Source organism: Polaromonas sp. (assembly GCF_012927455.1).
Classification (GTDB): Bacteria; Pseudomonadota; Gammaproteobacteria; order Burkholderiales; family Burkholderiaceae_C; genus Polaromonas.
This window is the reverse complement of record NZ_JABBPE010000017.1, coordinates 40,901-64,731: the sequence shown is the minus strand read 5'-3', so window position 1 is coordinate 64,731 and position 23,831 is coordinate 40,901. Positions and strand designations below refer to the sequence as shown.

The window sequence follows — 23,831 nt, the reverse complement described above, 5'->3', positions numbered from 1 at the left end:
GCCATGAAAACCGCCGCCCCCTCCGCAGCCGAGCGTGCGCCCCTGACGGCGCAGATCGACCACTTGGTGGTGGCCGCCGCCAGCCTGGCCGAGGGCGTGCAGTGGTGCGAAAGCGTGTTGGGCATCACCCCCGGTCGGGGCGGCGATCATGCGTTGATGGGCACACACAACCGCCTCTGCACACTCGCCTGCGCAGACTTCCCGGCGACTTACCTCGAAATCATTGCTATACATTCAGGAGCACCTTGCGCCCGTGCTACTTGGGCCCGACGCTGGTTTGATCTGGATGACCGGGAATTGCAGGGGCGCCTGGGCAAGACCGGGCCGCAACTGATTCACTTCGTCGCGCGCACGGCGCGGCTGCAGGCCGGCGTGCGCGCGCTGGCCGCCCTGGGACTGGACCGGGGTGAGGTGCTGGCGGCTTCACGCCACACGCCGACCGGTTTATTGAGCTGGAGAATCAGCGTGCGCGACGATGGCCAGCGGCTGTTTTATGGCGCGCTGCCAACGCTGATCGATTGGGGCGGCGATGGCATGGAGCACCCCACGCACAGCATGGCGCCCTCAGCTGTCACGCTGCAGTCGCTGCAGGCGCAGCACCCGCGTCCCGACGCGCTGCGCGCCGCTTACAACGCAATCGGGCTGAGCGGCGTCGCGCTGTCCAGCGGCCCGCCCAATCTGATCGCCACGCTGCAAACGCCGCGCGGCCTGGTCACACTTGAATCCAAAGGAATCTGAATGCTCCAAACCCGGCCGCCCCGGCTACCCAGCCTAGAAGACATTGAACAGGCGGCGCGCGTGGTGTATCGCCAATTCCAGGCGACGCCGCAATACCGCTGGGGCCTGTCGAGCCAGCGCCTGGGCACCGACTGCTGGATCAAGCATGAGAACCACACCCCGGTGGGCGCCTTCAAGATTCGCGGTGGCCTGACTTATTTTGATGCGCTAAAAAAGCGCGGCGCGCTACCCGCGCAGGTCATCAGCGCGACGCGCGGCAACCACGGCCAAAGCATAGGCTGGGCCGCGCGCAGCCACGGCGTGCCCTGCACCATCGTGGTTCCGCACGGCAATTCGCTGGAGAAAAATGTCGCCATGCGCGCACTCGGCGTGACGCTGATCGAGCACGGACGCGACTTTCAGGAAAGCCGCGAGTTTGCCATCGCGCTGGCGGCCGAACGCGGCGCCCACATGGTGCCAAGCTACCACGCTGATTTGCTGCTGGGCGTGGCGACTTACTGGTGGGAGTTCATGCGGGCGGTGCCGCAACTCGATGTGGTGTACGTGCCGATAGGCCAGGGCTCGGGCGTCTGCGCGGCAATTGCCGCCAAACTGGCGTTAAAGCGCAGCCTGCGCATTGTCGGCGTGGTCAGCGCGCATGCCACCACCTACGCTGATTCGCTGGCGGCCGGACGCGTCGTGGAAGCGCCGGTCAGCACGCAACTGGCCGACGGCATGGCTTGCCGCATCGCCGACCAGTTGGCGCTAGCCATCATCGCGCCGCACATCGATCACATCGTGCAGGTCACTGATGACGAAGTGGCGCAAGCCATGCGCCAGCTGTATGCCGACACGCACAACGTGGCCGAGGGCGCGGGCGCTGCCAGCTTTGCCGCCGCCATGCAGCAACGCGACACACTCAAGGGACAGGTGGTGGGCACCACGCTGTGTGGCGGCAATGTAGACAGCGCCACGCTGGCCAGGGTGCTGGGCGGCTGAATCCCCCATTACTCACGATTAAGAATCATATTGGCCTGTAGCCCAATGAATACGGGCGCAAACAGCTATCTATTTGATAGTAATACCAACTTCCCGCAGAGCGTCGACCGGCTGAACCCTATCGGCCTAGCGCAGATTGCCGGTATGGCCCAGCGAATAACGGCCGGGCTGCGGCCACACCGTCAGGCCATGCGGTTCACGGCCAACCTTGATTTTGTCGACCGCGCCCGACTGCGTGTCGATGCGGTAAATCACGTTGTCATAACGCCCTGACAGCCACAGGTGCTGGCCATCGGCGCTGACATTGCCCATGTCGGGGCTGCCGCCGCCGGGGACGGGCCAGTTTTTGACGACGCTGCGGCTGGCGAAATCAATCACAGAGATACTGCCCTTGCCCAGCGGTTTGCCGCGAATCTGGTTGCTGCCGCGGTTGGCCACATACAGGCTTTTACCGTCCCGGCTGGGGTACAAACCGTGGGCGCCCTTGCCGGTTTCAAGAAAGCCGATCTGCCTGAAGCTGTCGCCGTCCACCACATGCACACCGTCGGCCATCATGTCGGCGATGAAAAAAGTCTTGCCGTCGGGCGACACCCGTACATCCTGCGGCATGCCGGGGGTGGTGCAAATGTCGGCGCCTGGCTGGCCCGGGTCGGCAATCCAGGCCGCCTTCTTGCCCGGCGCGGCAATTGCCATCAGCGCATCGGGCCGGTTGAAGTAGCGGCTGAGCTTGGTGGTGGCCGCCACCTGGCGCTTGACCAGGTCAATTTTGGTGAGCGCCCCGCCAAATTCGCAGGTGAATATGGCAAAGCGGCCATCAATGGAAAAATCGGCGTGGTTGATGCCGGCGCAATCGGGCGTGGCAATTGAATAGACCAGCTTCATGCTGTGCGCATCGCGAAAGTCCAGCCGTTTGAAGGCCTCGACCACCACGATTGCCAGCTGCCCGTCGGGCGAGAAGTACATGTTGTAGGGGTCTTCCACCGCAATCGCCGGGCCGGGCTTGCCGGTCTGGGGGTTGATGGGCGTCAGGCTGCCGTCGCTGCGTCCTTCGGCATTGTTGGCCACCCACAGCGTCTTCAAATCCCACGAGGGCACCACATGCTGGGGGTTGACGCCCACCTTAAATTTGTCAACGACCTTGAGCGTGGCCGGATCAATCACCGACACGGTGTTTTCAGCGCGGTTGGGGACGTAAACAAGCGCCAGCGCGCCCGCCGTGGCGGGGCTGAATTTGCCCTTGGTCGTTTCACTGTACAGATTGCGCGGGTCCGGCACCGGCGCCATGCCGGGCACCGTCACGATAGCCTTAGGCGCAGGCGCGGGCACCTCGTCATCCTGTGCGAAGGCGCCCGGCGAAGCGCCACTGACCACAGCCACGGTAGCCACCGTAGCCAGGGCGAAAGCCAAACGGGAATAAACGGACATAAAACGACTTTAAATAAACAAGTTAACGCGCAAGTCGTGGGCCGGTTGACAAGTTTCAGTGGCGCGCCTGCGCGGCCCTGATGGCATCGACGGTGCGCGTAACGATCAGCTCCACGCCCAGTTCACCCAAAGCCGCAGTGGCCTTGCGCGGATCGCCCAGCGTGCCGGCCGCCGCGCCGTCTCTGGCGGCTTCCTCAAAGCGTGCCGGCTGCACCATGCTGGCATCCAGCGCCATCAGCAGTGCGGTGTCGGCCGTGCCGGCATGCGTTCCGATCTGCGAGTCGCTCAGCCCCCTGGCGCGCAAGGCCTCGACATAAGCGGTTTGCGCGACACGGTAGTAGTCCTCGATGAAATGAACCCGCACCGGCGTGGCCGTCCATTCACGGTTCAGGCGCGCGGCGATGGTCTTGAGCTGCGGCTGATAGCCGCCGTGGTCACCGATCAGCACGATGTCCTTGAAACCGTGCTGTTTGAGGCTTCGCGCGGCGCCGTCAATGATGCCGCCAAAAGCTTCGGCCGAGACCGACAGGGTGCCGGCAAAGCGCATATGCCCTTGTGGCGGCGTGATGCCGCCCTCGGGCACGTAGGCGATGACGGGTGCCACCAGCGTGTGGCCCAGGCGGCTGGCGATGCGGCCGGCCAGCGCTTTGACGCGGCTGTTGTGCTTGCCCAGCGCCATGTGCGGGCCGCTTTGCTCGGTGCCGCCGACCGGAATGATGACGGTGGACGACCCCGACTTGAGCGCGCGCTGGACCTCGGTCCAGGTCATGTCGTCAAGCGCGACCGTGGCGGGCTCGGCAGCGGCGGCCTGCAGCCCCAGCAAAGCGCCCAACAAGACAATCCAGACAGCACGCACGATAGCTTCCTTCATTTAGAACCGCGGCTTGAACCCTGCCCACAGTGGCGCCGATTATCACCGCCTTCGAAGGCACGGCTGGCAGCAGCGGCAAAACGAAGCAAGTCGCGCCGTTTTCCGCCGTATGCAGCGCCCTCCTAGGGTTTCCGAGGGGGTATTTCTGGCGATTCAAGCGTGGCCATTTAGCCGTTTATTACCTTGTGGCCTGCATCCGGTTCTAGAGTGAACACCTGATTTCAAAGAGTTTAAAAAGGCCGTCATGTCAAAAATCATCCACAGCATGATCCGGGTGCTGGATCTGGACCAGTCGCTCCGGTTTTATGCCGATTGCGTTGGCCTGACGCCGGCGCACCGGCTCGATTTTCCCGGCTTTTCGCTGGTCTACCTGCGCAACGCGGAAAACGATGCGGAGCTTGAACTGACCTGGAACAAGGGCCGGATTGAGCCCTACAGCCATGGCGATGGCTACGGCCATGTCGGCGTCTGCGTGTCCGATGTGGCGGCCGAGCGCGAGCGGCTGATCGGCCTGGGCTACAGCCCGCTCGATGTCAAGGAGTTCAAGGCGGATGACGGAGCGCTGATTGCGCGCTACTTTTTTATTCAGGACCCCGACGGCTACAAGGTGGAGGTGCTCGAACGCCACGGCCACTACCAATAAACCCCGAGGCGCACGCGCCGCCATCGCGATACCGTATGAAACGTGCGTATGAACGCACCGAAAAATCCACCCCACAGGAGACACCGATGAAAGTCATACCGATTACTTCCCTGAGCCATTCCGTGGCCGACAGCTGCGGCGAAGACAGCGGCGAGGTGCCAAAACTGAAGCTGCCGCTGACGCGGCGCAGCCTGCTGCGTGGCAGTGGCCTGTTGCTGGGTACGCTGGCTGCGGGCGGCGTCTTGAGCGCGCTGGCGCCCTCGCGGGCCTGGGCGGTCGAGCTGAAAACGCTGAGCAGCGCCGAAGGCACCACGCTGATGAAGATGGGCCGTGTGCTGTACCCGCACGCCAAGTTGCCGGATGCCGTGTACGCCTTGCTGGCCAAGGACCTGGACGCAGGCGCCACCAGCGACGCCAAAACGACGACGTTGCTGCGTGGCGGTATTGCCGACCTGGACAAGGCCGCCGGCGGCAACTTCACCAAAGCCACACCAGCCAAGCAGCTTGCGGCCGTCAAGTCGCTGGAAAGCACGCCGTTTTTTGCCGCGGTACGGGGCAAGTGCGTGACTTCTTTGTATGACAACGACATGGCCTTCACAGCGCTCGGCTACCCCGGCTCGTCGTGGGAAAAAGGCGGCTACATCACACGCGGCTTCCAGGATCTGAAGTGGTTGCCCGAGCCGTCGAAAGACGCCAGTCCTGCGGCCTGGATGGGCTGACGCCGTTGGCACATCCTCCCGAGGTCACCTTTTCTTTTTATCAGGACACACATCATGGCAAAAATTGACAGCAACGACGACAGCGTGGTCGTCATCATTGGCTCGGGCGCGGGCGGCGGCACACTGGCCCACGAGCTTTGCATCAAGGGCGTCAAAGTCGTCGTCCTGGAAGCCGGTGCGATGCAGTCGCAGACCAGCTACATCAACGACGAATGGAAGTCCTTCAGCCAGCTGGCGTGGCTGGACAACCGCACCACCTCCGGCACCTGGCGCATTGCCAAAGACTTTCCCAACCTGCCGACCTGGATCTGCAAAACCGTGGGCGGCACCACGACCCACTGGGCCGGTGCCTCGCTGCGCCTGCAAGACCACGAATTTCGCGCCAAAACGCACTACGGCGAGCTCAAGGGCACGAATCTGCTGGACTGGCCCGTCACGCTCAAAGAGCTGGAGCCTTACTACGCCAAGGCCGAAAACAAGATGGGCGTGACGCGCACCAACGGCATTCCCGGCCTGCCAGGCAACAACAACTTCAAGGTCCTGAATGCAGGGGCCACCAAGCTCGGCTACAAAGAAGTGCACACCGGCAACATGGCGATCAACAGTGAACCACGCGATGGCCGCGGTCGCTGCATGCAGATGGGCTTTTGCTTCCAGGGCTGCAAGTCGGGGGCCAAATGGTCCACGCTGTATGTCGAAATTCCGAAGGCCGAAGCCACCGGCAACCTCGATTTGCGGCCCGAGTCGCATGTCTCGCGCATCGAGCACAATGCCGCCGGCAAGGCGAGTGGCGTGGTGTACTTCGACAAGGACGGCAAGGAGCAACGGCAAAAAGCACGCGTGGTCTGCGTCGCCGGCAACTCGATTGAAACGCCGCGCCTGCTGCTGCTGTCGAGCTCGCCGCAGTTTCCCAACGGTCTGGCCAACTCCTCGGGCCAGGTCGGCCGCAACTACATGCGCCACCTCACCGGCACGGTGTACGGGGCCTTCAAGGAACCGGTGCACATGTACCGCGGCACCACGATGGCCGGCATCATCCGTGATGAAGCGGGTCACAACACCAAACGCGGTTTTATAGGCGGGTATGAATTGGAAACGCTGTCGCTGGGCGTGCCCTTCATGGCCGCCTTTTTGAACCCGGGCGGCTGGGGCAGCGACTTCACCTGGTGGATGGACCGCTACACCAACCTGGCCGGCATGTGGATAGTCGGCGAAGACATGCCCCGCGAAAGCAACCGCGTGACGCTGAACACGGCCGTCAAGGACAAATGGGGCAGCGCCGTGCCCAATGTGCACTACGACGATCACGAGAACGACATCGCCATGCGTAACCACGCCTTCACCCAAGGCGAGCGGGTGTACCAGGCGGCGGGATCGATTAAAACCTTCCGCACGCCGCCCTACCCTTCCACCCACAACCTGGGCACCTGCCGCATGAGCGCCAGCGCGCGTGACGGCGTCTGCAACAAGTGGGGCCAGACGCATGACATCAACAATCTGTTCATCTCTGACGGCAGCCAGTTCACCACCGGCGGCGCGGAAAACCCGACGCTGACGATTGTCTCGCTGGCAATTCGCCAGGCTGATTACATTGCCAAACAGATGACGGAAAAAGCGATTTAAGGCATGCTGGCGTCTGTGGAGAAAGGGGCGGGCGGCAGCGGTCGCCGCTCCGTTCTTTTTTCAGACAAGTTGTTCAAGTCTTTCCGTCCGTCCCGGCCGTCAAGGAGCGCTTCATGTGTTACGTCTATGTGCATGCCGACCCGATCCAGTACGAAGCGCGCACGCGTTCCATACGCATCAGCAACGTCGTGACCACCATCCGGCTGGAGAACCTGTTTTGGGACGTGCTGGCGGAGATCGCCGCGCGCGAGGGCAAAACCACTAACCAGATGATCGCCACGCTGTACGAGGAACTCTGCGCGCTGCGCGAAGACAACCCCAACTTCACGTCATTTTTGCGCGTCTGCTGCCTGCGCTACCTGTCTTTGCCGCGCGTCGATGAATCGGCTCAACAGCTCGCCGCCCAGCGCACCACGCTGGCAGCCGCGCCGCCGAATGCTGCGCCAGCCAAGGCGGCGGCACTGCCGCACTAAAAACGCCCGCCAGTCGTCGTCACGCACGCGACAATTTTCAAGGGCTGCTCTGGTCTAATTCGCGCTGTGGGAACCTTATACCTTGTACGCCACGGCCAGGCTTCATTTGGCGCCGACGACTACGACCAGCTCAGCGCCCTGGGGCGGCAGCAAGCCATGCGGCTGGGAGAGTATTTCCGCCTCAAAGGCGTGACCTTCACCAGCGCGATGACCGGCACCCTGAAACGCCAGACCCAGACCCTGGCCGGCATTTGCGAGGGCCTGGGGGTTGAATTCATGGCGCCGGCTAGCCCGACAGGCCATGAAGAAAGCGTAGGGGCACGCGAACGCAGCGACGGCCCGCCCCAAGCAAGTTCAGCCCCCCCGGGGGGCAGCGCGGCACACGCAGTGGCAAGCGTGGGGGCGCACCTCTTCTGGCCTGGCCTCAATGAATACGACAGCCAAGCCGTGATCGGCGCCATCCACCCCCACACGCTGGAAAAACCCGACACGCCCGAGCTCTACCGGCACCACTTTCGCCTGCTAAAAGCCGGCCTGGCGCAGTGGATGACCGGCGCCGTCAGCCCCGTGGGCATGCCCAGCTACCGCGAATTTTCTGCGGGCGTAGCCGCTGCGCTGGCGCACATCCGCACCGAGTGCGAGGGCAACGTGCTGCTGGTCTCCAGCGGCGGCCCGATAGCGACCGCCGTCGGCCAGGTGCTGGGCACCAGCCCCGAGACAACGATTGAGCTGAACCTGCGCATCCGCAACTGCTCGGTCACCGAATTCGCCTTCACGCCCAAACGCCACATGCTGGTGACCTACAACACGCTGCCGCACCTCGATGCGCCCGAATACGCCAGCTGGGTGACCTACGCGTAAAGCCGGCTTTGCCCTGAAGCGGCTTGAAGCAAGATGCTACTGAATAAATAGCTGGTCACGCCCGTCCTGTATGGGCTACAGCCATTTTTAATCCCTGACATCGGGACCAGCGGCTCTTTCAGTTGAGGGACCGCAGCCTGTCCGCCTCGGACGAAATTGCCCCACTTTTTCAGCCAAATTTTTAATCTTTAAATAGCCGTTGCATATACGAATCATTCTTATTACACTTCAATTATTGAACAAACATGACAGGTAAAAATGAAATCTTTCACTGCATCTTCCAACGCCTTGCGCATGGTGGGCGGCGTGGCCGCGCTCTGCGCCTGCACCCTTACCATGGCCGATTCCGAAGCACTGCTGGTGATTAAAAATCACCGTTTCGAGCCGACTGAAATCAAGGTGCCGGCGGGCCAGCGCATTCGCCTGACGGTGCACAACCAGGATGCAACACCCGAAGAATTCGAGAGCCACACGCTGAACCGGGAGAAAGTGGTTCCGCCCGGCGCCAAGGTAGTCATTTTCATCGGGCCGCTCAAGCCCGGAAAGTACGAGTTTGCGGGTGAATACAACGAAGCCACCGCCAAAGGCGTGGTCGTCGCCGAATAGCCATCAAATCAGGACGCCCCATGTTTGCCACCGCCATCATTGTTTTTCGCGAGACGCTGGAAGCCGCCCTGTTTGTCGGCATCGTTGCGGCCGCCACGCGTGGCCTTGCAGGCCGAATGACATGGCTTGCCGGCGGCGTCTTCGCGGGCCTTTTGGGGGCGCTCGCGCTGGCCGCCGGTGCCAGCAAGATCAGCACTCTGGCCGACGGCATTGGCCAGGACCTGGTCAATGTCGGCATCCTCAGCCTGGCGCTGGTAATGCTGGCCTGGCACTGCATCTGGGTCTCCACGCATGGCAGGGAGATGTCGCAGGATGCCAGGCGACTGGGCAGTTCGGTACGAGAAGGCACACGCTCGCCGCGCGCGCTGATCGTAGCCGTCGTGCTGGCGGTGCTGCGCGAGGGCGCTGAAACGGTGTTGTTCGTCGCCGGCCTGGCAACCGGGACGCCTGGCAGTACCTCAAGCATGCTGCTGGGCGCGGCGCTGGGCGTGCTGGGCGGCGTGGCGCTTGGCGTCATGATTTATTTCGGCCTGTCGCGCGTCAAACCGCACAATCTTTTCGCCGTGACCAACGTCCTCATCATGCTGCTGGCGGCGGCCATTGCCAGCCAACTGGCCCGGGCGCTGGCCCAGGCGGGTCTGGTCGACAGGTGGTCGAACTCGCTATGGGATACCTCGGCGGTATTGCGGACCGACTCGCCGTTCGGCGTTTTGCTGCACGCGCTGGCGGGCTACGACGCGCGGCCGTCCGGATTGCAGCTGGCGTTTTACCTCGGCACCCTGATCATCATCGGCCTGGCGACCCGGCAGATGCAGCGCCGCCAACTGCAGCCTCCAGCGCGCCCGGATGCGCTGGCGCAGGCCCGCTAGACCTCGTTTTTCTTTAACCTTCCCCGGAGTTTTATTATGCAAATCGCCACATCGGCGAGGGTGCTGGTCGCCCTATGCCCCTTGCTTTTAACCGTCATGGCGCACGCCGGCCCCAACGAGTACGTGCTCAGCCCGATTGTTGAGCAGGGCGAAAAGGAAATCGACTTTACCCTGGGCTTTGACAAGCACAAAGACCAATCCAGCGGCTACGCCACCTCACTCGGTTTTGGCCTGGGCGTGAATGCATGGTGGGCTACAGAGATCTCCGCCAAGTGGAAACGCGAGCCCGGCCAGTCCAGTTCTTTCGACGCGGTGGAATGGGAAAACCGCTTTCAATTGACCGAAACCGGCAAGTACCCGGTGGATGTCGGCTTTTTGCTGGAGGTAGAGCGCCCCAAAGATCGATCTGAGGGTTATGAGCTCACCTATGGTCCGCTGTTGCAGGCCGAGTGGGGTGCCATTCAAGGCAATTTGAACCTGCTGTTGCAAAAGCATGTGCGCGCCAGCGAGCCCTTCGAGACCGAACTGCATTACCAAGTGCAACTAAAATACCGTGCCTCCGAACAATTCGAATGGGGCGTGCAGGGCTTCGGCTCGCTGGGCCGCTGGAACAAGTGGGCGCCGTCGTCCGAACAGGAACACAAGTTTGGTCCGGCGATCTTCGGCAAAATCAGGCTTTCCGGCAAACAGGCCATCAAATACAACGCGGCGATCCTGTTTGGCACCAACGATGCGTCGCCAAGGACGACGCTGCGGCTGCAGACCGAGTACGAGTTTTAAAAGCATTGCAGCAGCGATGACGCTGTCTCAGAGCGCTATTAATTTAATAGCTGCACGCGCCCTCTATACACGCTCTACAGGCCTTTTTTACCCAAAAATTAAGGCTGATCGACCGGCCCCGCTCATTTGGCCGCGCCGCTGACGCGCCAGACCGCGTTGCCGACATCGTCGGCCACCAGCAGCGCGCCGCGTTTGTCGATCGCCACGCCCACTGGTCGGCCCTGCGCCTTGCCGTCGGCGTTCAAAAAGCCCGTCAGCACATCGACCGGCAAGCCCGCTGGCTTGCCCCCGGCAAAGGGCACGAAGACAACCTTGTAGCCGCTTTGCGGCTTGCGGTTCCATGAGCCGTGTTCGCCCACAAACACGCCGCTGGCCAAGGCTGGCGGCAGGGCATTGCCTTCGGAAAACGTCATGCCCAGCGCCGCGACGTGTGAGCCCAGGGCGTAGTCGGGCGCAATCGCCTTGGCCACCAGGTCGGGCTGCGGCGGCTTGACGCGCACATCAACGTTTTGTCCGTAATAGCTGTAGGGCCAGCCGTAGAAAGCGCCGTCCTTCACCGAGGTCAAATAGTCGGGCACCAGGTCGCTGCCGATCTCGTCGCGTTCGTTCGCCACCGTCCAGAGCACATCGGTTCCAGGTGCCCAGCCCATGCCGTTCGGGTTGCGCAGCCCGCTGGCAAAGACCCGGTGCGTGCCGCTTTTGGCATCGACCTCCCAGATCGCGGCACGGCCCACCTCGGCGTCGGCGCCACGCTCACCGACGTTGCTGTTGGAGCCGACGGTGACATAGAGCTTTGTGCCGTCGCGGCTGGCGATGACGTTTTTGGTCCAGTGGTGGTTGATCGGGCCGGCTGGCAAATCGAGCACCTTGACCGGGGCGGCACTGATGCTGGTCTGCCCGCTCTGGTAAGGGAAGCGCACCAGCGAGTCGGAATTGGCAACGTACAAATCATTGCCGACCAAGGTCATGCCGAAAGGCGAGCTCAGGTTTTGCAGAAACACCGTGCGGATCTCTGCCTTGCCGTCGCCATCGGCATCGCGCAGCAGCGTGATGCGGTTGGCCGATGGCACGCCAGCACCGGCTTTGGCCATGGCTTTTTTCATGAACCAGCCCTTGATGCCTTTGCCGTCTTCTGGCTTGGGCGGTGCGTTGGTTTCAGCCACCAGCACGTCACCGTTGGGCAGCACATAGACCCAGCGCGGGTGTGCCAGCCCGGTTGCCAGCGCCGTGACGCTCAGGCCCGCCATGGCGGTCGGCATGACACCGTCGGACCAGCCTATGGCGGGGGCGATGTCAACGGTTGGAATCAAACTGCTCTTGGGCTGGGGCAGCGTCGGCGTCGCGCCCATGCCTGCAGTGGGCACAAGCGTGGCGCGGTCACCGCAGCCGGCCAAGCCCCCCAGTACAGCGCCAAAAAAGGCCAGACATGCGACTGCAGTAAGCCGTCGGTTCACATGGAAATCGTCAAAGCGCATGGCAAGAGTCCTCCAGAAGGTTGCAGGCGTGCAATCAAACTGCAAACCTTTAGAGTCACTATGCCAGCCCCGCGCGACTGCGGAGTGTAAGCCAAGTCCGTGGCGCGGCGTGGGCGGGGACCGCCAAGCACCTCCAACAATGTGCCAGCAGCGCTTATTGAACGTCCGCTGACGCTTTCAAGCTTGGCCCCGGTCCAGGTTGTTCTTCATTTTGGCCATCGCAATGGCCAGGGCAGCGCCGCCCAACACCTTGATCAGCCCCGAATGCTGGGCATAAAACTGGCTGACCTGATCGACCACGCCGGGCTGCGCCTGCTCGGCCTGGGTGGCAATTTCGCTGACCTGATCGGGCGAGACTTGTGCCGCCTGCTCAGGCGTGAGCTGCGACTGGCCGGGCGCCAGCACCCGGCCCAGCGCGCCACTCGCCAGCGCGGTCGCCGCCGCGGGTCCCAGCGCCGCCAGAATCTGGTTCAGCACGCCGGCTTGCTGCGTGGGCGACGACTGGCCGAACATCTGGGACACCATGCTGCCAAATGGCGGCGTTTCCTTGGACCGCATCGCCTCGGCCAAGCCGGCACCGAGCTGGTCGGGCGGCGCTTGCTGCGCCACCGCGTCGAAATGTTTTTCGGCATTGCCACCGAGGGCTTGTTGCAGCAGATCGAGTAAGCCCATGAGGCGCTCCTGTGAGGGTGGGAAGCCGGATATTACCCCTGACTCAAAGCAACGCGGGTAAACAAAAGCAACACCTGCACGCCATCGCGAACGCCGCGTAGCAATCTTAAATCGCCGTGGCGCTGCGCAGCGTGTCGGGCGGCAGCTGGTCGATTTCGCTCAGCAATTGCGCCAGGCTGCGGCCCATTGCGGCCAGCAGCGCATGGCCTTTTTCCGCAGTTGCTGCCGCCGCGTTACCGACCGCGCCGTGCGCGTTGTAGTCCTGCATTTGCCAGCCCATCTTGGCGCTGCGGCCGTCGCCCAGAATGCTGAATTTTTCGGCCCGGTCTTGCGAGCTGGAATGAAAATTCTGCGCCTTGGCCATGTCAACCTGCTCGGGCTTAAGCGCCAGCATTAGCGAGGTTTCGATCTCGCCGGCATGAATTCCGAAGCGCTGCTCGTGCGCGCTGAAGCGGTCAGTGACCGACGCGCCGCCTTCGCCATTCAACGGCAGGTTGAACGAATTGACGCTGTACACCAGCAGGCCCAGGCGCGCGCGTAGGTCACGCGCCACCACATCGAGCAGCCCGACGTTGCCGCCGTGCGCGTTGAGCAGCACCAGTTTTTTGATACCGGTCAGCGCGACCGATTCAGCAATTTCCGTCCACAGATTGATCACCGTGCTGGCCTTGAGCGTGAGGGTGCCGGCAAAGCGCGCGTGTTCGGGGCTTAAGCCAATCGCCTGCGTCGGCAAAAACAGCAGCGGCAGCGCGGCCGGCAAATGCGGCAAAGCGGCGGCGATCACACCATCGACCAGCGTGGCATCGACGTTGAGCGGCAAGTGCGGGCCGTGCTGCTCAATCGCCGCAACGGGCAGCACGGCGATACAGCGGGCCAGGTCAAGGGCTGCGAAGTCAGGGCTTTTCAGGTCAGCCCAAAAGCGCGGCGCGCGTAGCGTTGAAGAGTTCATGGGCGTATTTTGAACCTGTTGATGGGGTGAAATAGCGGCTGGCGCACATTGGCTAAATACTATCATTTTGATAGCTATTGGCGCACGTTTTATATGGGCTGCAGGTCTATTTGATATCCAAACGAGCTTGGCCTTGACTGTCGTTAGCAGCTTTAGGCCAGCGGCTTCATGCCGCCGCAGCGGCCTTTTGAATCTCGTCGCGGTGCTGGCTGAGGTGCCTGAGCTGCCGCTCGGCACGCCTGTTCTCTTGCGCGCCCATCGGTGGCTTGGCCTGCGCACTGAACAGCGCCGCCAGAGATTGCGGCCGTCCCCGCGCACCGCTGGCGCGGTAATCCGCCAGCAAGGCGGCGCGCACAGTGTCAGCCTGCAAGCCGCGCACCTCGGTGAGGTGCGCATGCAGCAGGTCCACCAGTTTTTCCAGTGCAAACTCATGCGTCTTGCCGGTGGTTTGCCACAGCCAGTCGCTGAAATTCAGAAAGTGATTGAAGGCCGAAGCAGGTGCCAACAGCAGCTTCAGGCTCAGGGCAAATCGCCCCGAGTTGGCGACCATTTCCCAGAAGCGCGCAAAGCGCTGGATGCGCTGCATGGTGGAAAAGTCAATCGTCGAGTTTTGAAGAATCGTGTACGGCGTTTGCGGGTCGTAGGCCATGGCAAAACCGGCCGTGTGCCGCGTGATCGGTGTGCCCCGCAGGCGCTTCAGGATGCCGAACTGAATTTCGTGCGGGCCGAGCGCGTATAGCCGGTCAAAACCGTCGGCAAAGCTTTCCAGCGTTTCACCCGGCAGGCCGAAAACCAGGTCGGCGTGCACATGGGCCTGGCTTTTACTCACCAGCCAGCGCAGATTTTCAGCGGTCTTGGCGTTGTCCTGTTTGCGTGAGATGCGTTGCTGAACCTCGGGGTTGAAGCTCTGGACGCCAACTTCAAACTGCAGCGAACCGGCCGGGAACTGCGTGATCAGTTCTTTCAGGCGCTCCGGCAGGCTGTCGGGCACGACTTCAAAATGCACGAATAAATCGGGCGCCATGCGGTCCAGGAAAAACTGCAGGATGCGCACCGAATGGTCAACTTTCAGATTGAAGGTGCGGTCGACGAACTTGAAGTTACGCGCGCCGCGCCGGTACAGCGCGTCCATCTCGGCCATGAACAGGTCCAGCTCAAAAGCCCAGGCGGTCTTGTCGAGCGAACTCAGGCAAAACTCGCACTTGAACGGGCAGCCGCGCGAGGCCTCGACATAGAGCAGGCGCTTGGCGATGTCTTGCTGGTTGTACTCGCTGTAGGGCATGACCAGCGTTTCGAGGGCGGGCTGTTCGCCGGCGATCACCTTCATCAGCGGTTTGGGGCCCCCGCCTGGTAATTTAAGCAAGGCCCGGCACAGCCTGGGAAAGCTCACATCGCCCCAGCCGGTGATCACATGGTCGGCCAGCCGGCAGATTTCCTGCTGATCGACCTCATGGCTCACCTCGGGGCCGCCAAGCACGATCCTGATGTCGGGCCGCAGTGTTTTCAGCAGGCGCACCACCTGCGTGGTTTCAACGACGTTCCAGATATAGATGCCCAGGCCGATTACGGCCGGCTTGAGCGCCAGCAGCTCTTCAACAATCTGCAGGGGGCGCTGCTGGATGACGAATTCACGCAACTGCGTCTGCGCGCGCAGGCCGGCGCCGCCATGCTTGTCCATATTGGCGAGCAGGTAACGCAGGCCCAGCGAGGCATGGATGTATTTGGCGTTGAGGGTGGCGATCACGATGCGCGCTGACCCGGCAGGCGGGTCGGGCAAAGGTGAAGACGCAGGGCGATTCATGCCAGTATTATCAAACCATGACGCAAACCCTGTTCCGTGAAGACGGCTACCTCGCAGAATGCAGCGCCACGGTGATTGCGCTCACCGAGCACGGCCTGGTGCTGGACCGCACGGTGTTTTACCCGCTGGGCGGAGGCCAGGCCGGTGATGCCGGCTGGCTGCTGCTAGCCGATGGCCGGGAGATCGCCATTGCCGACACGCGCAAAGGCAAGAATGAACAGGGGAAATTCACCGACGCTGTCTGCCATCTGCCCGAGCTTCCGGGCCCAGCGGCCTCTGTGCTGGACCAGTTGCTGCGCACCGGCCTGAAACCGGGTGACAAAGTGACGGCCCGGATTGACTGGGCGCGCCGGCACCGGCTGATGCGCTTTCACACCACGACCCACCTGCTGTGTCATCTGGTGCCGCAGTTGGTCAATGGCTGCTCGATCACGCCCGACTATGCGCGGCTGGACTTCAACATGACGGACCCGCTGGACAAGGACGCGCTGACGGCAGGCATTGCCCGCCTGGTCGCTGCGGCGCATCCGGTTGCAGTGGGCGCCATCAGCGACGCCGAGTTGGACGCCAATCCGGCGCTGGTCAAAAGCATGAGCGTGCAGCCGCCGCGCGGCAGCGGCCAGGTACGCACCATTCGAATAGGCGGAGAGCAGATGATCGATTTCCAGCCCTGCGGCGGCACCCATGTGGCCAATACCGCAGAAATAGGTGCGGTCATCGTCACCAAGATAGAGAAAAAGAGCGCGAGCACGCGCCGCGTGGTGCTGGGCTGGGGCCTTTGATGCGGCCCAGAAACTCCACCGGCGATTCTTTTTTTGCCTGGGAAGGCGAGGTGTTGGTGGTCAATATTCTGGGCAAACCGAGCGCCTCGCGCGATGGCATTGGCAAGCCCAAGGGCACGCAGCTCAAGGTCAGCGTGACCGCCAGCCCGGTGGCAGGCAAGGCGACCGACCACATGCTGCGCTTTCTGGCGCCGCTGTTTGGCGTGGCGGTGGCCGACATCGAGGTGGTGTTTGGCCGCGAAAACGTCAACAAACAGCTGCGCATCAGGGCGCCCAAGAAATTGCCGACGGTTTTTAGTCAGCCAAGCCCGTTGCTCCAGGAAGACTGAGCGCAGCGCCGGGTTTTAGGGTCTTTTCAGCGCCTGTCGCACAATGGGAAGTACTGCCAAACGTTTGTTACATCTCCTTGCACCCGGTTGCGCTCTGGAACTAAACCTGGGGCCACCGCTCACACTAGCACCATGAATTTTTCCCGTTTTTTGCCTGCTATTTTTTTAATAGCTGCTTGTACCCTGTCTGCGGGGGCTTCGGCCCAAGTCAACCTGGTCAACAGCGCCAGCAAAGGCCCCGTCTTCTCGACCGAGCAGGTGCGCGCTGAATTGCTGGCCTGGGCGCCCGAGGGGGTAGAGGCCGGCAAACCGGTCTGGCTGGGTTTGCAGCTGGCGCACCAGCCGGGATGGCATACCTACTGGAAAAACTCAGGCGATTCCGGCCTGCCCACGCAGCTGGAATGGGCCCTTCCGGCAGGCGTAACTGCGGGCGACATTGCCTGGCCGACCCCGCAAAAGTTCCCTTTGGGCAATCTGGCCAACTATGGTTATGGCGACACCGTGCTGCTGCCGGTGCCGCTGACGGTGGCCCCCGGTTTCAGCGGTTCCGCCGCCGCGCAACTCGACGTCAAGCTGAAGGCGACCTGGCTGACGTGTAAGGAAGTCTGCATCCCGCAAGACGGCGAGTTTTCGCTGAGCATTCCGCTCAAGGGCGCCACGGCGATGCATGGCAATGCGTTTCAAGCCACCTTTGCGGTCACGCCCAAGCCCCTGCCCAGCGGCAGCAGCGAAGTCGAGGCCAGCGGCAAGACGCTGAAGGTGTCGCTGGCCGGTCTGCCGGTGGCGCTGCAGGGCAAGACCCTTGCCCTGTACCCCGAAACCGGCAGCGTGATTGAGCCCGCAGCGCCCTGGCAGCAAGCCTGGCAAGGCGCGCTGTGGACCGCGCAGGTGCCGCTGTCCAGTCAACGCAGCACAAGCCCCACGCAGCTGCCGCTGGTCGTGGCTTTTAACGAGAGCGCTTACCGCATCGAAGCACCGTTCAAGGGCGAATGGCCGGCCGTGGCCCCGGTGGCTGCACTGCCGCCAGCGCTGACAACGGCTTTGCAGGCCAATGCGGCTTTGGGCGCCACCCCGCTGCAAAACAGCGCGCCGCCGCTGGGCCTGCTGGCCGCGCTGTTGGGCGCCTTGCTGGGCGGCATGATTTTGAATCTGATGCCTTGCGTGTTTCCGGTGCTGGCGCTCAAGGTGGTGAGCTTTGTGCATGTGAAAAACCAGGCGGCCCGCGTGTCGAACGGACTGGCGTACAGCGCCGGCGTGGTGCTGTCATTTTTAGCGCTGGGCGCTTTGCTGCTGGCCCTGCGCGCCGCTGGCGACCAGCTCGGCTGGGGCTTTCAGCTGCAGAGTCCGGCGGTGATCGCCGTACTGGCGGCGCTGTTCACGCTGCTCGGCCTGAATCTGGCCGGTCTGTTTGAATTTGGCAACTTCCTGCCCGGCAACGTGGCCGGTCTGCAGAGCAAAAATCCCACCATCAACGCCTTCTTGTCGGGCGTCCTGGCAACCGCCATTGCCTCGCCCTGCACTGCGCCTTTCATGGGGGCGGCGCTCGGTTATGCGGTAGCCCTGCCGGCGGGGCAGGCGCTGGCCGTATTTGCCGCAATTGGCGTCGGCATGGCGCTGCCTTTCCTGCTTGCCAGCACGGTGCCTGCCGTGGCGCGCGCCTTGCCGCGCCCTGGTGCCTGGATGGTGACCTTCAAGCAGTTGATGGCGTTCCCGATGTTTGCCACGGTGGCCTGGCTGGTCTGGGTACTGGGCCAGCAAAGCGGCATCGACGGCGCAGCTGCGCTGCTGGCGCTGCTGGTGCTGATGGCGCTGGTGGTCTGGGCCTTTAACCTGCACACCACAGCGCGCCGCGCGCGTACCCTGCTTGCTTCTTTTTCGATAGCGCTTGGCGCCTTTGGGCTCTGGGCTTTAGGCCCGAACGTCATTAAACCCGGAAATCTGCCGACGGTCGCCGCGTCGGAGCGCTGGCAGGCCTGGGAGCCGGGCCGCGTCGACCAGCTCACGGCGCAGGGCCAGAGCGTGTTTGTCGACTTCACCGCCGCCTGGTGCGTGACCTGCCAGTACAACAAGAAAACCACGCTGTCCAACGCCTCGGTGCTGGCTGATATGGATACAAAAAAGGTCGCTCTGCTGCGCGCCGACTGGACGCGCCGCGACCCGGCGGTAACCGCTGCGCTGACGCAGCTGGGCCGCAACGGCGTGCCGGTGTATGTGATTTACAAAGCTGGCCGCGCGCCTGTGGTGCTGTCAGAAATTTTGTCCGTGGATGACGTCAGGGCGGAACTGGCCAAGCTCTGATGTCTAACGCAAGGAGATCAAACCGTGACTGATTCCATCGCTCTTGCCGAGCGCATTCCCCACATCCTCAACCACTGCCGCACCATCGCGGTCGTGGGCCTGTCGCCCAAGCCGAACCGGGCGAGTTTTGACGTGTCGCGCTACATGCAGGCGGCCGGCTACCGCATCATTCCGGTCAACCCGAACGCGACCGAAGTGCTGGGCGAAAAAGCCTATGCCACGCTGCGGGAAGCCGCGCAGCACGAAACCATCGACCTGGTGAACTGCTTTCGCAACAGCGAGGACATTCCGCCCGTCGTTGATGAGGCCATCGCCATCGGCGCCAAGGCCGTATGGATGCAGCTCGGCGTCGCTCATGCCGCAGCAGCGGCCAAGGCCGAAGCGGCCGGCCTGTTGGTGGTGCAAGACCACTGCCTGAAGATTGACCACCGGGTGCTGATGTCCAGCGGCCTGCTGCGGGAAGTGCCTGCGCAGCCGGGCGCGTCATTCTCATAAAGACTCCCTTGGCGGCTTGAACTGCCGGCCGGCCGGTGTCCACAGTCTTTGTCGGCTCTGGCTGTCTTTAAACAATACACATTGTCTTAAGCCTGACGCCTTTACAAAACGCGTGGCACTAAAATCGCTCGCTTCAGGTGCCCGCCGCCGCGAGGCACAGGGGGATTCGGGAAAGCGGCGCAATTGAGCCGTGTGCCCAACGCTGTAAGGACGATGACCCGGCTCAATGCCAGTGACTCATGCCGGGAATGTGCCGAGAACGTACCTGGAAGGCGCCAGGAAGGCGCCGGGGTCAGATGAATCCGAGTCAGAAGGCCGGCCTGAACAAAAAGCAAGCTGCACGGCCAGGCCGTCCCGTTATTTTGATCCAGGGGAATACATGAATACAGCAGCAGCGCCAGCCATCCAGGACATTCACGCCTTCACCGAGCAAGCCCGTGACGCGATCTATCACGCCATTTTTTCGCGCCGCGACGTGCGCGGTCAATTCTTGCCGGAGCCGGTTCCCGATGCGGTGCTCAGCCGCATCCTGACTGCCGCCCACTACGCGCCCTCGGTTGGCTTCATGCAGCCATGGAACTTCATGGTGGTCAAGTCGGATGCCGTCAAGCGCCGGGTACATGAGGCCTTTGCCGTGGCGCACGCGGAAGCGGCGCAGATGTTCGAAGGCGACAAACGCAGCACTTACCAGACACTCAAGCTCGAAGGCATCCTGGAGTCGCCGCTTGGCATTTGCATCACCTGCGACCGGGAGCGTAGCGGCCCGGTGGTGGTCGGCCGCACCCACCTTAAGACGATGGACCTGTACAGCAGCGTGTGCGCGGTGCAAAACCTGTGGCTGGCGGCCAGGGCCGAAGGACTGGGCGTGGGCTGGGTCAGCATTTTTAATCAAGCCGCGCTGCAGCAAGCGCTGGCAATTCCGAAACACATCACGCCAATCGCCTACCTGTGCGTCGGCTACGTCAGTCACTTTTACGCCAAGCCGGAACTGGAAACTGCCGGCTGGCTGCCGCGTCTGCCTATCGAAGAGCTGGTGTATTTCGACCAGTGGGGCCAGCGCGACGACCAACAGCCGCTGATCGGGTATCTACGCCGCGACCAGGCTGCGGCGCAGGGCACCGGAAATTCGAAATGAATGCAGCTAACCCCCAACCCTAAGGAATAGCGAACGGAAGTGGTTTGAATCCACCCCCTTTTCCTTTTTAAACCCTCGCATGCCCCACAACTACCTGCCCCAGGTCAGAAGCCAGTACGAGGCCCTGCCCTACCCGCCGTGCAATCCGCAAGACGATCACCAGCGTCTGGTGAAGACCTGGCTGGAAGACCTGCCCATGATCAACCACTACTGCTTTGCCGGAAAGCAGTCTTTCCAGAACGGCTTCAGGGCGCTGGTGGCGGGCGGTGGCACCGGCGATGCAACAATTTTTCTGGCCGAGCAGTTGCGCGCCACCGATGCTGAAATCGTGCACCTGGACATGAGCCAGGCCAGCATTGCACTGGCGCAGGAGCGCGCGCAGATACGCGGGCTCAGCAACATCCGCTGGGTGCACGATTCGCTGCTGAACCTGCCCGGGCTGGGGCTGGGCCGCTTTGACTACATCAACTGCAGCGGCGTGCTGCACCACCTGGCCGACCCGGATCTAGGGCTGAAGGCGTTGCGCAGCGTGCTTAAAAACGATGGCGCGCATCCTGCAGCCATAGGCCTGATGGTCTACGCCAGCACCGGCCGCACCGGGGTCTACCAAATGCAGGCGCTGATGCGTCTGGTTAACGCAGCTGGCAGCGCCGACGGCGCGCCAAGCGGCGAAGCGCTCGATGCGCAGCGCAAGATTGCCAACACGCGCGACTTGCTGGCCAGCCTGCCGCCCAGCAACTGGTTCATGCGCAGTGAAGAACTGCACCACGACCACAAAGCCGGTGACGCCGGCATTTACGACTTGCTGCTGCATTCGCAGGATCGTTCGTACAGCGTCGGCGAGCTGTTTGACTGGCTGGGTGACGGCGCTGGTGGCGCCGGAGGTCACGGCCTGCACCTGATCTTCACCGATGTCCAGCGCGGCCGTTCGCCCTACTTGCCGCACATGGTGCTGGGCCGCAAACCGCCGGCCATGGCCGCTGCGCTGCGCCAGTTGCCGCGCCGCCAGCAGTATGCAATGGCCGAGCTGATGATTGGCGACATCACCACGCATTCGCTGTACCTCACGCGTGACGCGGCCTGCACCGCCCCTTACGGCAATGCCGACTACGTGCCGTTTTTCTTCCACGAACCGCTGACCGGCGAAATCGCGGCGCAAGTATTTAACAGCAACCGCGGCCAGCCCTTTGTGCTGCAGCACCAGCACTCCGGCGTCTCGGTGGCGGTCAACCCCGGCAAATATGGCGCCAAAATCCTGCGCCTGATCGATGGCCAGCGCAGTTTTGGTGAAATTTTCGAGCAGTTTCGTGCCGACTGGAAAGGTCAGGCCGCCGCGCCCGACGACGCGGCATTGTTCGCCGACTTTGCCGAGTCCTATGACACGCTGAACGCACTGGATCGCCTGCTGCTGAGGCACCGCGAAACCGGGGTTTTCGCCGCGCGCTGAGGGCTTGCTGGAGAATCAGGCGGCCTTGGCAGAAGCGCAAACAGAAGCGCCCTGAGCGGCGCGCGGGGCCGGGGCAGCCTTGCCATGCTCCAACAAAAAAATCAATTCCTTGACTATGCCGAACATCACGGCGCGGTCGGGCGTTGGATGGTCTGCAAAATGAACCACGGTGGCGCCTAAGCGGACCTGGCTTTCGCCAGTTGGCCCGTGCTCGAAGCTCAGCGAGATGCCGTGCGCCGTCATCAGCGGCCCGCAGGCGCCCCAGTCGCGCGTCCATTGCGGCAGGGCTTGGGCGTTATCCCACAGCGTGCCGGCGCTTTCATAGCATTCTTCGATGTGCTGGTGGCCCAGCAGCTGCGCCAGGTGGCGCTCCTTGGCGATGCAGCTGCGAAAATACTCCTGGTCAGTCATGCGCATGGTGTGTCCCTTTTTTTGAGTCGGCAAAAGCTCAAGACACCATGGTAATCCGATGCCAGTCCGCCGCCACGCCCCCCTTGCGATAAACGCTGTAAAAGCGACAAAGGTAATAAAGCTGCCGAAAGCCCTACTCACCAAAAAGTCGCCCGGAAGTCGCCCGGAAGTAGCCTGAAAATAGCCCGCAATGCACACCTGAGACAATCAAGCCATGTTCAAACCTCTTCAAAACGACACTTTTCTGCGTGCCTGCCTGCGTCAGGCGACCGACCACACCCCCGTCTGGCTGATGCGCCAGGCCGGCCGCTATTTGCCGGAGTACCGCGCCACGCGCGCCCAGGCCGGCAGTTTCATGGGCCTGGCCACCAACACCGACTACGCCACCGAGGTGACGCTGCAGCCGCTGGAGCGCTATCAGCTCGATGCCGCCATTTTGTTCAGCGACATTCTCACCGTGCCAGACGCCATGGGCCTGGGCCTGTCGTTTGCGATTGGCGAGGGCCCGAAGTTTGCCACCGCGGTGCGCGATGAAGCCGCCGTGGCCAAGCTTGAAGTACCGGACATGAACAAGCTGCGCTATGTGTTTGACGCCGTCACGTCGATCCGCAAGGCGCTCAATGGCCGGGTGCCACTGATCGGCTTTTCGGGCAGCCCCTGGACGCTGGCCTGCTACATGGTCGAAGGCGCCGGCTCCGACGACTACCGCCTGGTCAAAACCATGCTGTACCAGCGCCCCGACCTGATGCACCGCATTTTGGCGATCAACGCGGACGCCGTGGCGGCCTACCTGAACGCGCAGATTGAAGCTGGCGCCCAAGCCGTGATGATTTTTGACAGCTGGGGCGGCGTGCTGGCCGACGCGGCGTTTCACACCTTCAGCCTGGCCTACACCGCGCGCGTGCTAAGTCAGCTCAAGCGCGAGCACGAGGGCGTGAAGATTCCGCGGCTGGTGTTTACCAAGGGCGGCGGGCCCTGGCTGCAGGCCATGGGCCAGCTCGACTGCGAAGTGCTGGGGCTGGACTGGACCGTCAACCTGGCCCAGGCACGCGCCCTGGTGGGCGAAAACGGCCCCAACGCCAAGGCGCTGCAAGGCAATCTGGACCCCAACGTGCTGTTTGCCAACCCGGCGCAGATTGAAGCCGAGGTGGTAAGCGTGCTGGACAGTTTTGGCGCCCCGCACACCGACCTGAGCCAGCCCGGACCAGCCCACATTTTCAACCTGGGTCACGGCATCAACCAGCACACCCCGCCCGAAAATGTCGAAGTGCTGGTCAACGCAGTGCACGCTCACTCGCGCAGCATGCGCGCAGCCCGGGCCTGACGAGCGGTTCCAGGCTGTCCCCCGGCTGCCGCAAGGCGGCTGGCGACTGCGTTATTTCGCCCACTACTAACACACAAAATGTCTCGACCTTCCGACTTATGCACAAAAGTTGTGTAGCGGGGAGGCA

At 62.6% G+C, this 23,831-nt stretch carries 24 protein-coding genes and 1 riboswitch; of the genes, 17 read left to right on the top strand and 7 right to left on the bottom strand.

What is annotated here, in order from left to right; all coding sequences use genetic code 11:
• Positions 1 to 3: 3 nt before the first annotated feature.
• Positions 4 to 738, top strand: a complete 735-nt coding sequence (locus tag HHJ18_RS18230) for a VOC family protein (protein ID WP_296917508.1) — start codon at positions 4 to 6, stop codon at positions 736 to 738.
• A complete protein-coding gene (locus tag HHJ18_RS18225; protein WP_296917506.1) occupies positions 739 to 1,716 on the top strand; it encodes a threonine dehydratase in 978 nt (325 codons plus the stop codon).
• A gap of 126 nt (positions 1,717 to 1,842) precedes the next feature.
• Here HHJ18_RS18225 and HHJ18_RS18220 read toward each other — a convergent pair whose 3' ends face one another.
• Both HHJ18_RS18220 and HHJ18_RS18215 read right to left on the bottom strand, forming a co-directional pair.
• Positions 1,843 to 3,141, bottom strand: coding sequence for a YncE family protein (locus HHJ18_RS18220; protein WP_296917504.1), 1,299 nt, complete (start codon positions 3,139 to 3,141; stop codon positions 1,843 to 1,845).
• A gap of 55 nt (positions 3,142 to 3,196) precedes the next feature.
• The gene (locus tag HHJ18_RS18215) at positions 3,197 to 4,012 is read right to left on the bottom strand and encodes a creatininase family protein (RefSeq protein ID WP_296917502.1); all 816 of its coding nucleotides are present in this window, start codon (positions 4,010 to 4,012) and stop codon (positions 3,197 to 3,199) included.
• A 244-nt stretch (positions 4,013 to 4,256) separates the two neighbouring features.
• Between HHJ18_RS18215 and HHJ18_RS18210 the strand changes: the two genes are divergently transcribed.
• The 8 genes from HHJ18_RS18210 to HHJ18_RS18175 all read left to right on the top strand — a co-directional run bounded on the left by HHJ18_RS18210 (position 4,257) and on the right by HHJ18_RS18175 (position 10,586).
• Positions 4,257 to 4,655 (top strand): VOC family protein, encoded by a 399-nt coding sequence (locus HHJ18_RS18210; RefSeq protein WP_296917500.1) that lies wholly within the window; start codon positions 4,257 to 4,259, stop codon positions 4,653 to 4,655.
• Positions 4,656 to 4,741: 86 nt separating this feature from the next.
• Positions 4,742 to 5,374: a tat (twin-arginine translocation) pathway signal sequence gene (locus tag HHJ18_RS18205; protein ID WP_296917498.1), complete on the top strand. Its 633-nt coding sequence runs from the start codon at positions 4,742 to 4,744 to the stop codon at positions 5,372 to 5,374.
• Between the two features lie 54 nt (positions 5,375 to 5,428).
• The gene (locus HHJ18_RS18200) at positions 5,429 to 6,997 is read left to right on the top strand and encodes a GMC family oxidoreductase (RefSeq protein WP_296917496.1); all 1,569 of its coding nucleotides are present in this window, start codon (positions 5,429 to 5,431) and stop codon (positions 6,995 to 6,997) included.
• Between the two features lie 113 nt (positions 6,998 to 7,110).
• Positions 7,111 to 7,470 (top strand): ribbon-helix-helix domain-containing protein, encoded by a 360-nt coding sequence (locus tag HHJ18_RS18195; RefSeq protein WP_296917494.1) that lies wholly within the window; start codon positions 7,111 to 7,113, stop codon positions 7,468 to 7,470.
• Between the two features lie 66 nt (positions 7,471 to 7,536).
• Positions 7,537 to 8,331, top strand: coding sequence for a histidine phosphatase family protein (locus HHJ18_RS18190; protein ID WP_296917492.1), 795 nt, complete (start codon positions 7,537 to 7,539; stop codon positions 8,329 to 8,331).
• A gap of 258 nt (positions 8,332 to 8,589) precedes the next feature.
• On the top strand, positions 8,590 to 8,937 hold the full coding sequence (locus tag HHJ18_RS18185; protein WP_296917490.1) for a cupredoxin domain-containing protein: 348 nt from the start codon (positions 8,590 to 8,592) through the stop codon (positions 8,935 to 8,937).
• 20 nt (positions 8,938 to 8,957) lie between these two features.
• Positions 8,958 to 9,806 (top strand): FTR1 family protein, encoded by an 849-nt coding sequence (locus HHJ18_RS18180; protein ID WP_296917489.1) that lies wholly within the window; start codon positions 8,958 to 8,960, stop codon positions 9,804 to 9,806.
• A 36-nt stretch (positions 9,807 to 9,842) separates the two neighbouring features.
• Positions 9,843 to 10,586, top strand: coding sequence for a hypothetical protein (locus HHJ18_RS18175; RefSeq protein WP_296917487.1), 744 nt, complete (start codon positions 9,843 to 9,845; stop codon positions 10,584 to 10,586).
• Between the two features lie 122 nt (positions 10,587 to 10,708).
• On the opposite strand, the gene HHJ18_RS18170 is transcribed toward HHJ18_RS18175, so the two are convergent.
• From HHJ18_RS18170 to HHJ18_RS18155, 4 genes are all read right to left on the bottom strand, one after another.
• Positions 10,709 to 12,061: a sorbosone dehydrogenase family protein gene (locus HHJ18_RS18170; protein ID WP_296917485.1), complete on the bottom strand. Its 1,353-nt coding sequence runs from the start codon at positions 12,059 to 12,061 to the stop codon at positions 10,709 to 10,711.
• 177 nt (positions 12,062 to 12,238) lie between these two features.
• Positions 12,239 to 12,733, bottom strand: a complete 495-nt coding sequence (locus HHJ18_RS18165; RefSeq protein ID WP_296917484.1) for a hypothetical protein — start codon at positions 12,731 to 12,733, stop codon at positions 12,239 to 12,241.
• Positions 12,734 to 12,839: 106 nt separating this feature from the next.
• Positions 12,840 to 13,682: a creatininase family protein gene (locus HHJ18_RS18160; RefSeq protein ID WP_296917482.1), complete on the bottom strand. Its 843-nt coding sequence runs from the start codon at positions 13,680 to 13,682 to the stop codon at positions 12,840 to 12,842.
• 166 nt (positions 13,683 to 13,848) lie between these two features.
• The gene (locus HHJ18_RS18155) at positions 13,849 to 15,483 is read right to left on the bottom strand and encodes a DUF4080 domain-containing protein (RefSeq protein ID WP_296917480.1); all 1,635 of its coding nucleotides are present in this window, start codon (positions 15,481 to 15,483) and stop codon (positions 13,849 to 13,851) included.
• A gap of 17 nt (positions 15,484 to 15,500) precedes the next feature.
• On the opposite strand from HHJ18_RS18155, the gene HHJ18_RS18150 reads away from it, so the two are divergent.
• From HHJ18_RS18150 to HHJ18_RS18125, 6 genes are all read left to right on the top strand, one after another.
• A complete protein-coding gene (locus tag HHJ18_RS18150) occupies positions 15,501 to 16,265 on the top strand; it encodes an alanyl-tRNA editing protein (RefSeq protein ID WP_296917479.1) in 765 nt (254 codons plus the stop codon).
• On the top strand, positions 16,265 to 16,594 hold the full coding sequence (locus tag HHJ18_RS18145) for a DUF167 family protein (protein WP_296917477.1): 330 nt from the start codon (positions 16,265 to 16,267) through the stop codon (positions 16,592 to 16,594). Before HHJ18_RS18150 ends, HHJ18_RS18145 begins: the two co-directional genes overlap by 1 nt.
• A 132-nt stretch (positions 16,595 to 16,726) precedes the next feature.
• Positions 16,727 to 18,892 carry a thioredoxin family protein gene (locus HHJ18_RS18140; RefSeq protein WP_296917475.1) on the top strand — a complete coding sequence of 722 codons (2,166 nt, stop codon included), beginning with the start codon at positions 16,727 to 16,729 and terminating at the stop codon, positions 18,890 to 18,892.
• Positions 18,893 to 18,916: 24 nt separating this feature from the next.
• Positions 18,917 to 19,387, top strand: a complete 471-nt coding sequence (locus HHJ18_RS18135) for a CoA-binding protein (protein WP_296917473.1) — start codon at positions 18,917 to 18,919, stop codon at positions 19,385 to 19,387.
• A gap of 118 nt (positions 19,388 to 19,505) precedes the next feature.
• A riboswitch (cobalamin riboswitch) is annotated at positions 19,506 to 19,726 on the top strand.
• Positions 19,727 to 19,766: 40 nt separating this feature from the next.
• Positions 19,767 to 20,522 carry a 5,6-dimethylbenzimidazole synthase gene (bluB, locus tag HHJ18_RS18130; protein ID WP_296917471.1) on the top strand — a complete coding sequence of 252 codons (756 nt, stop codon included), beginning with the start codon at positions 19,767 to 19,769 and terminating at the stop codon, positions 20,520 to 20,522.
• Positions 20,523 to 20,601: 79 nt separating this feature from the next.
• Positions 20,602 to 21,969, top strand: coding sequence for a class I SAM-dependent methyltransferase (locus HHJ18_RS18125; protein WP_296917469.1), 1,368 nt, complete (start codon positions 20,602 to 20,604; stop codon positions 21,967 to 21,969).
• Between the two features lie 15 nt (positions 21,970 to 21,984).
• On the opposite strand, the gene HHJ18_RS18120 is transcribed toward HHJ18_RS18125, so the two are convergent.
• A complete protein-coding gene (locus HHJ18_RS18120) occupies positions 21,985 to 22,386 on the bottom strand; it encodes an aminoacyl-tRNA synthetase (protein WP_296917468.1) in 402 nt (133 codons plus the stop codon).
• A gap of 208 nt (positions 22,387 to 22,594) precedes the next feature.
• On the opposite strand from HHJ18_RS18120, the gene hemE reads away from it, so the two are divergent.
• Positions 22,595 to 23,704, top strand: coding sequence for a uroporphyrinogen decarboxylase (hemE, locus tag HHJ18_RS18115; RefSeq protein WP_296917466.1), 1,110 nt, complete (start codon positions 22,595 to 22,597; stop codon positions 23,702 to 23,704).
• The last annotated feature ends 127 nt before the right edge of the window (positions 23,705 to 23,831 follow it).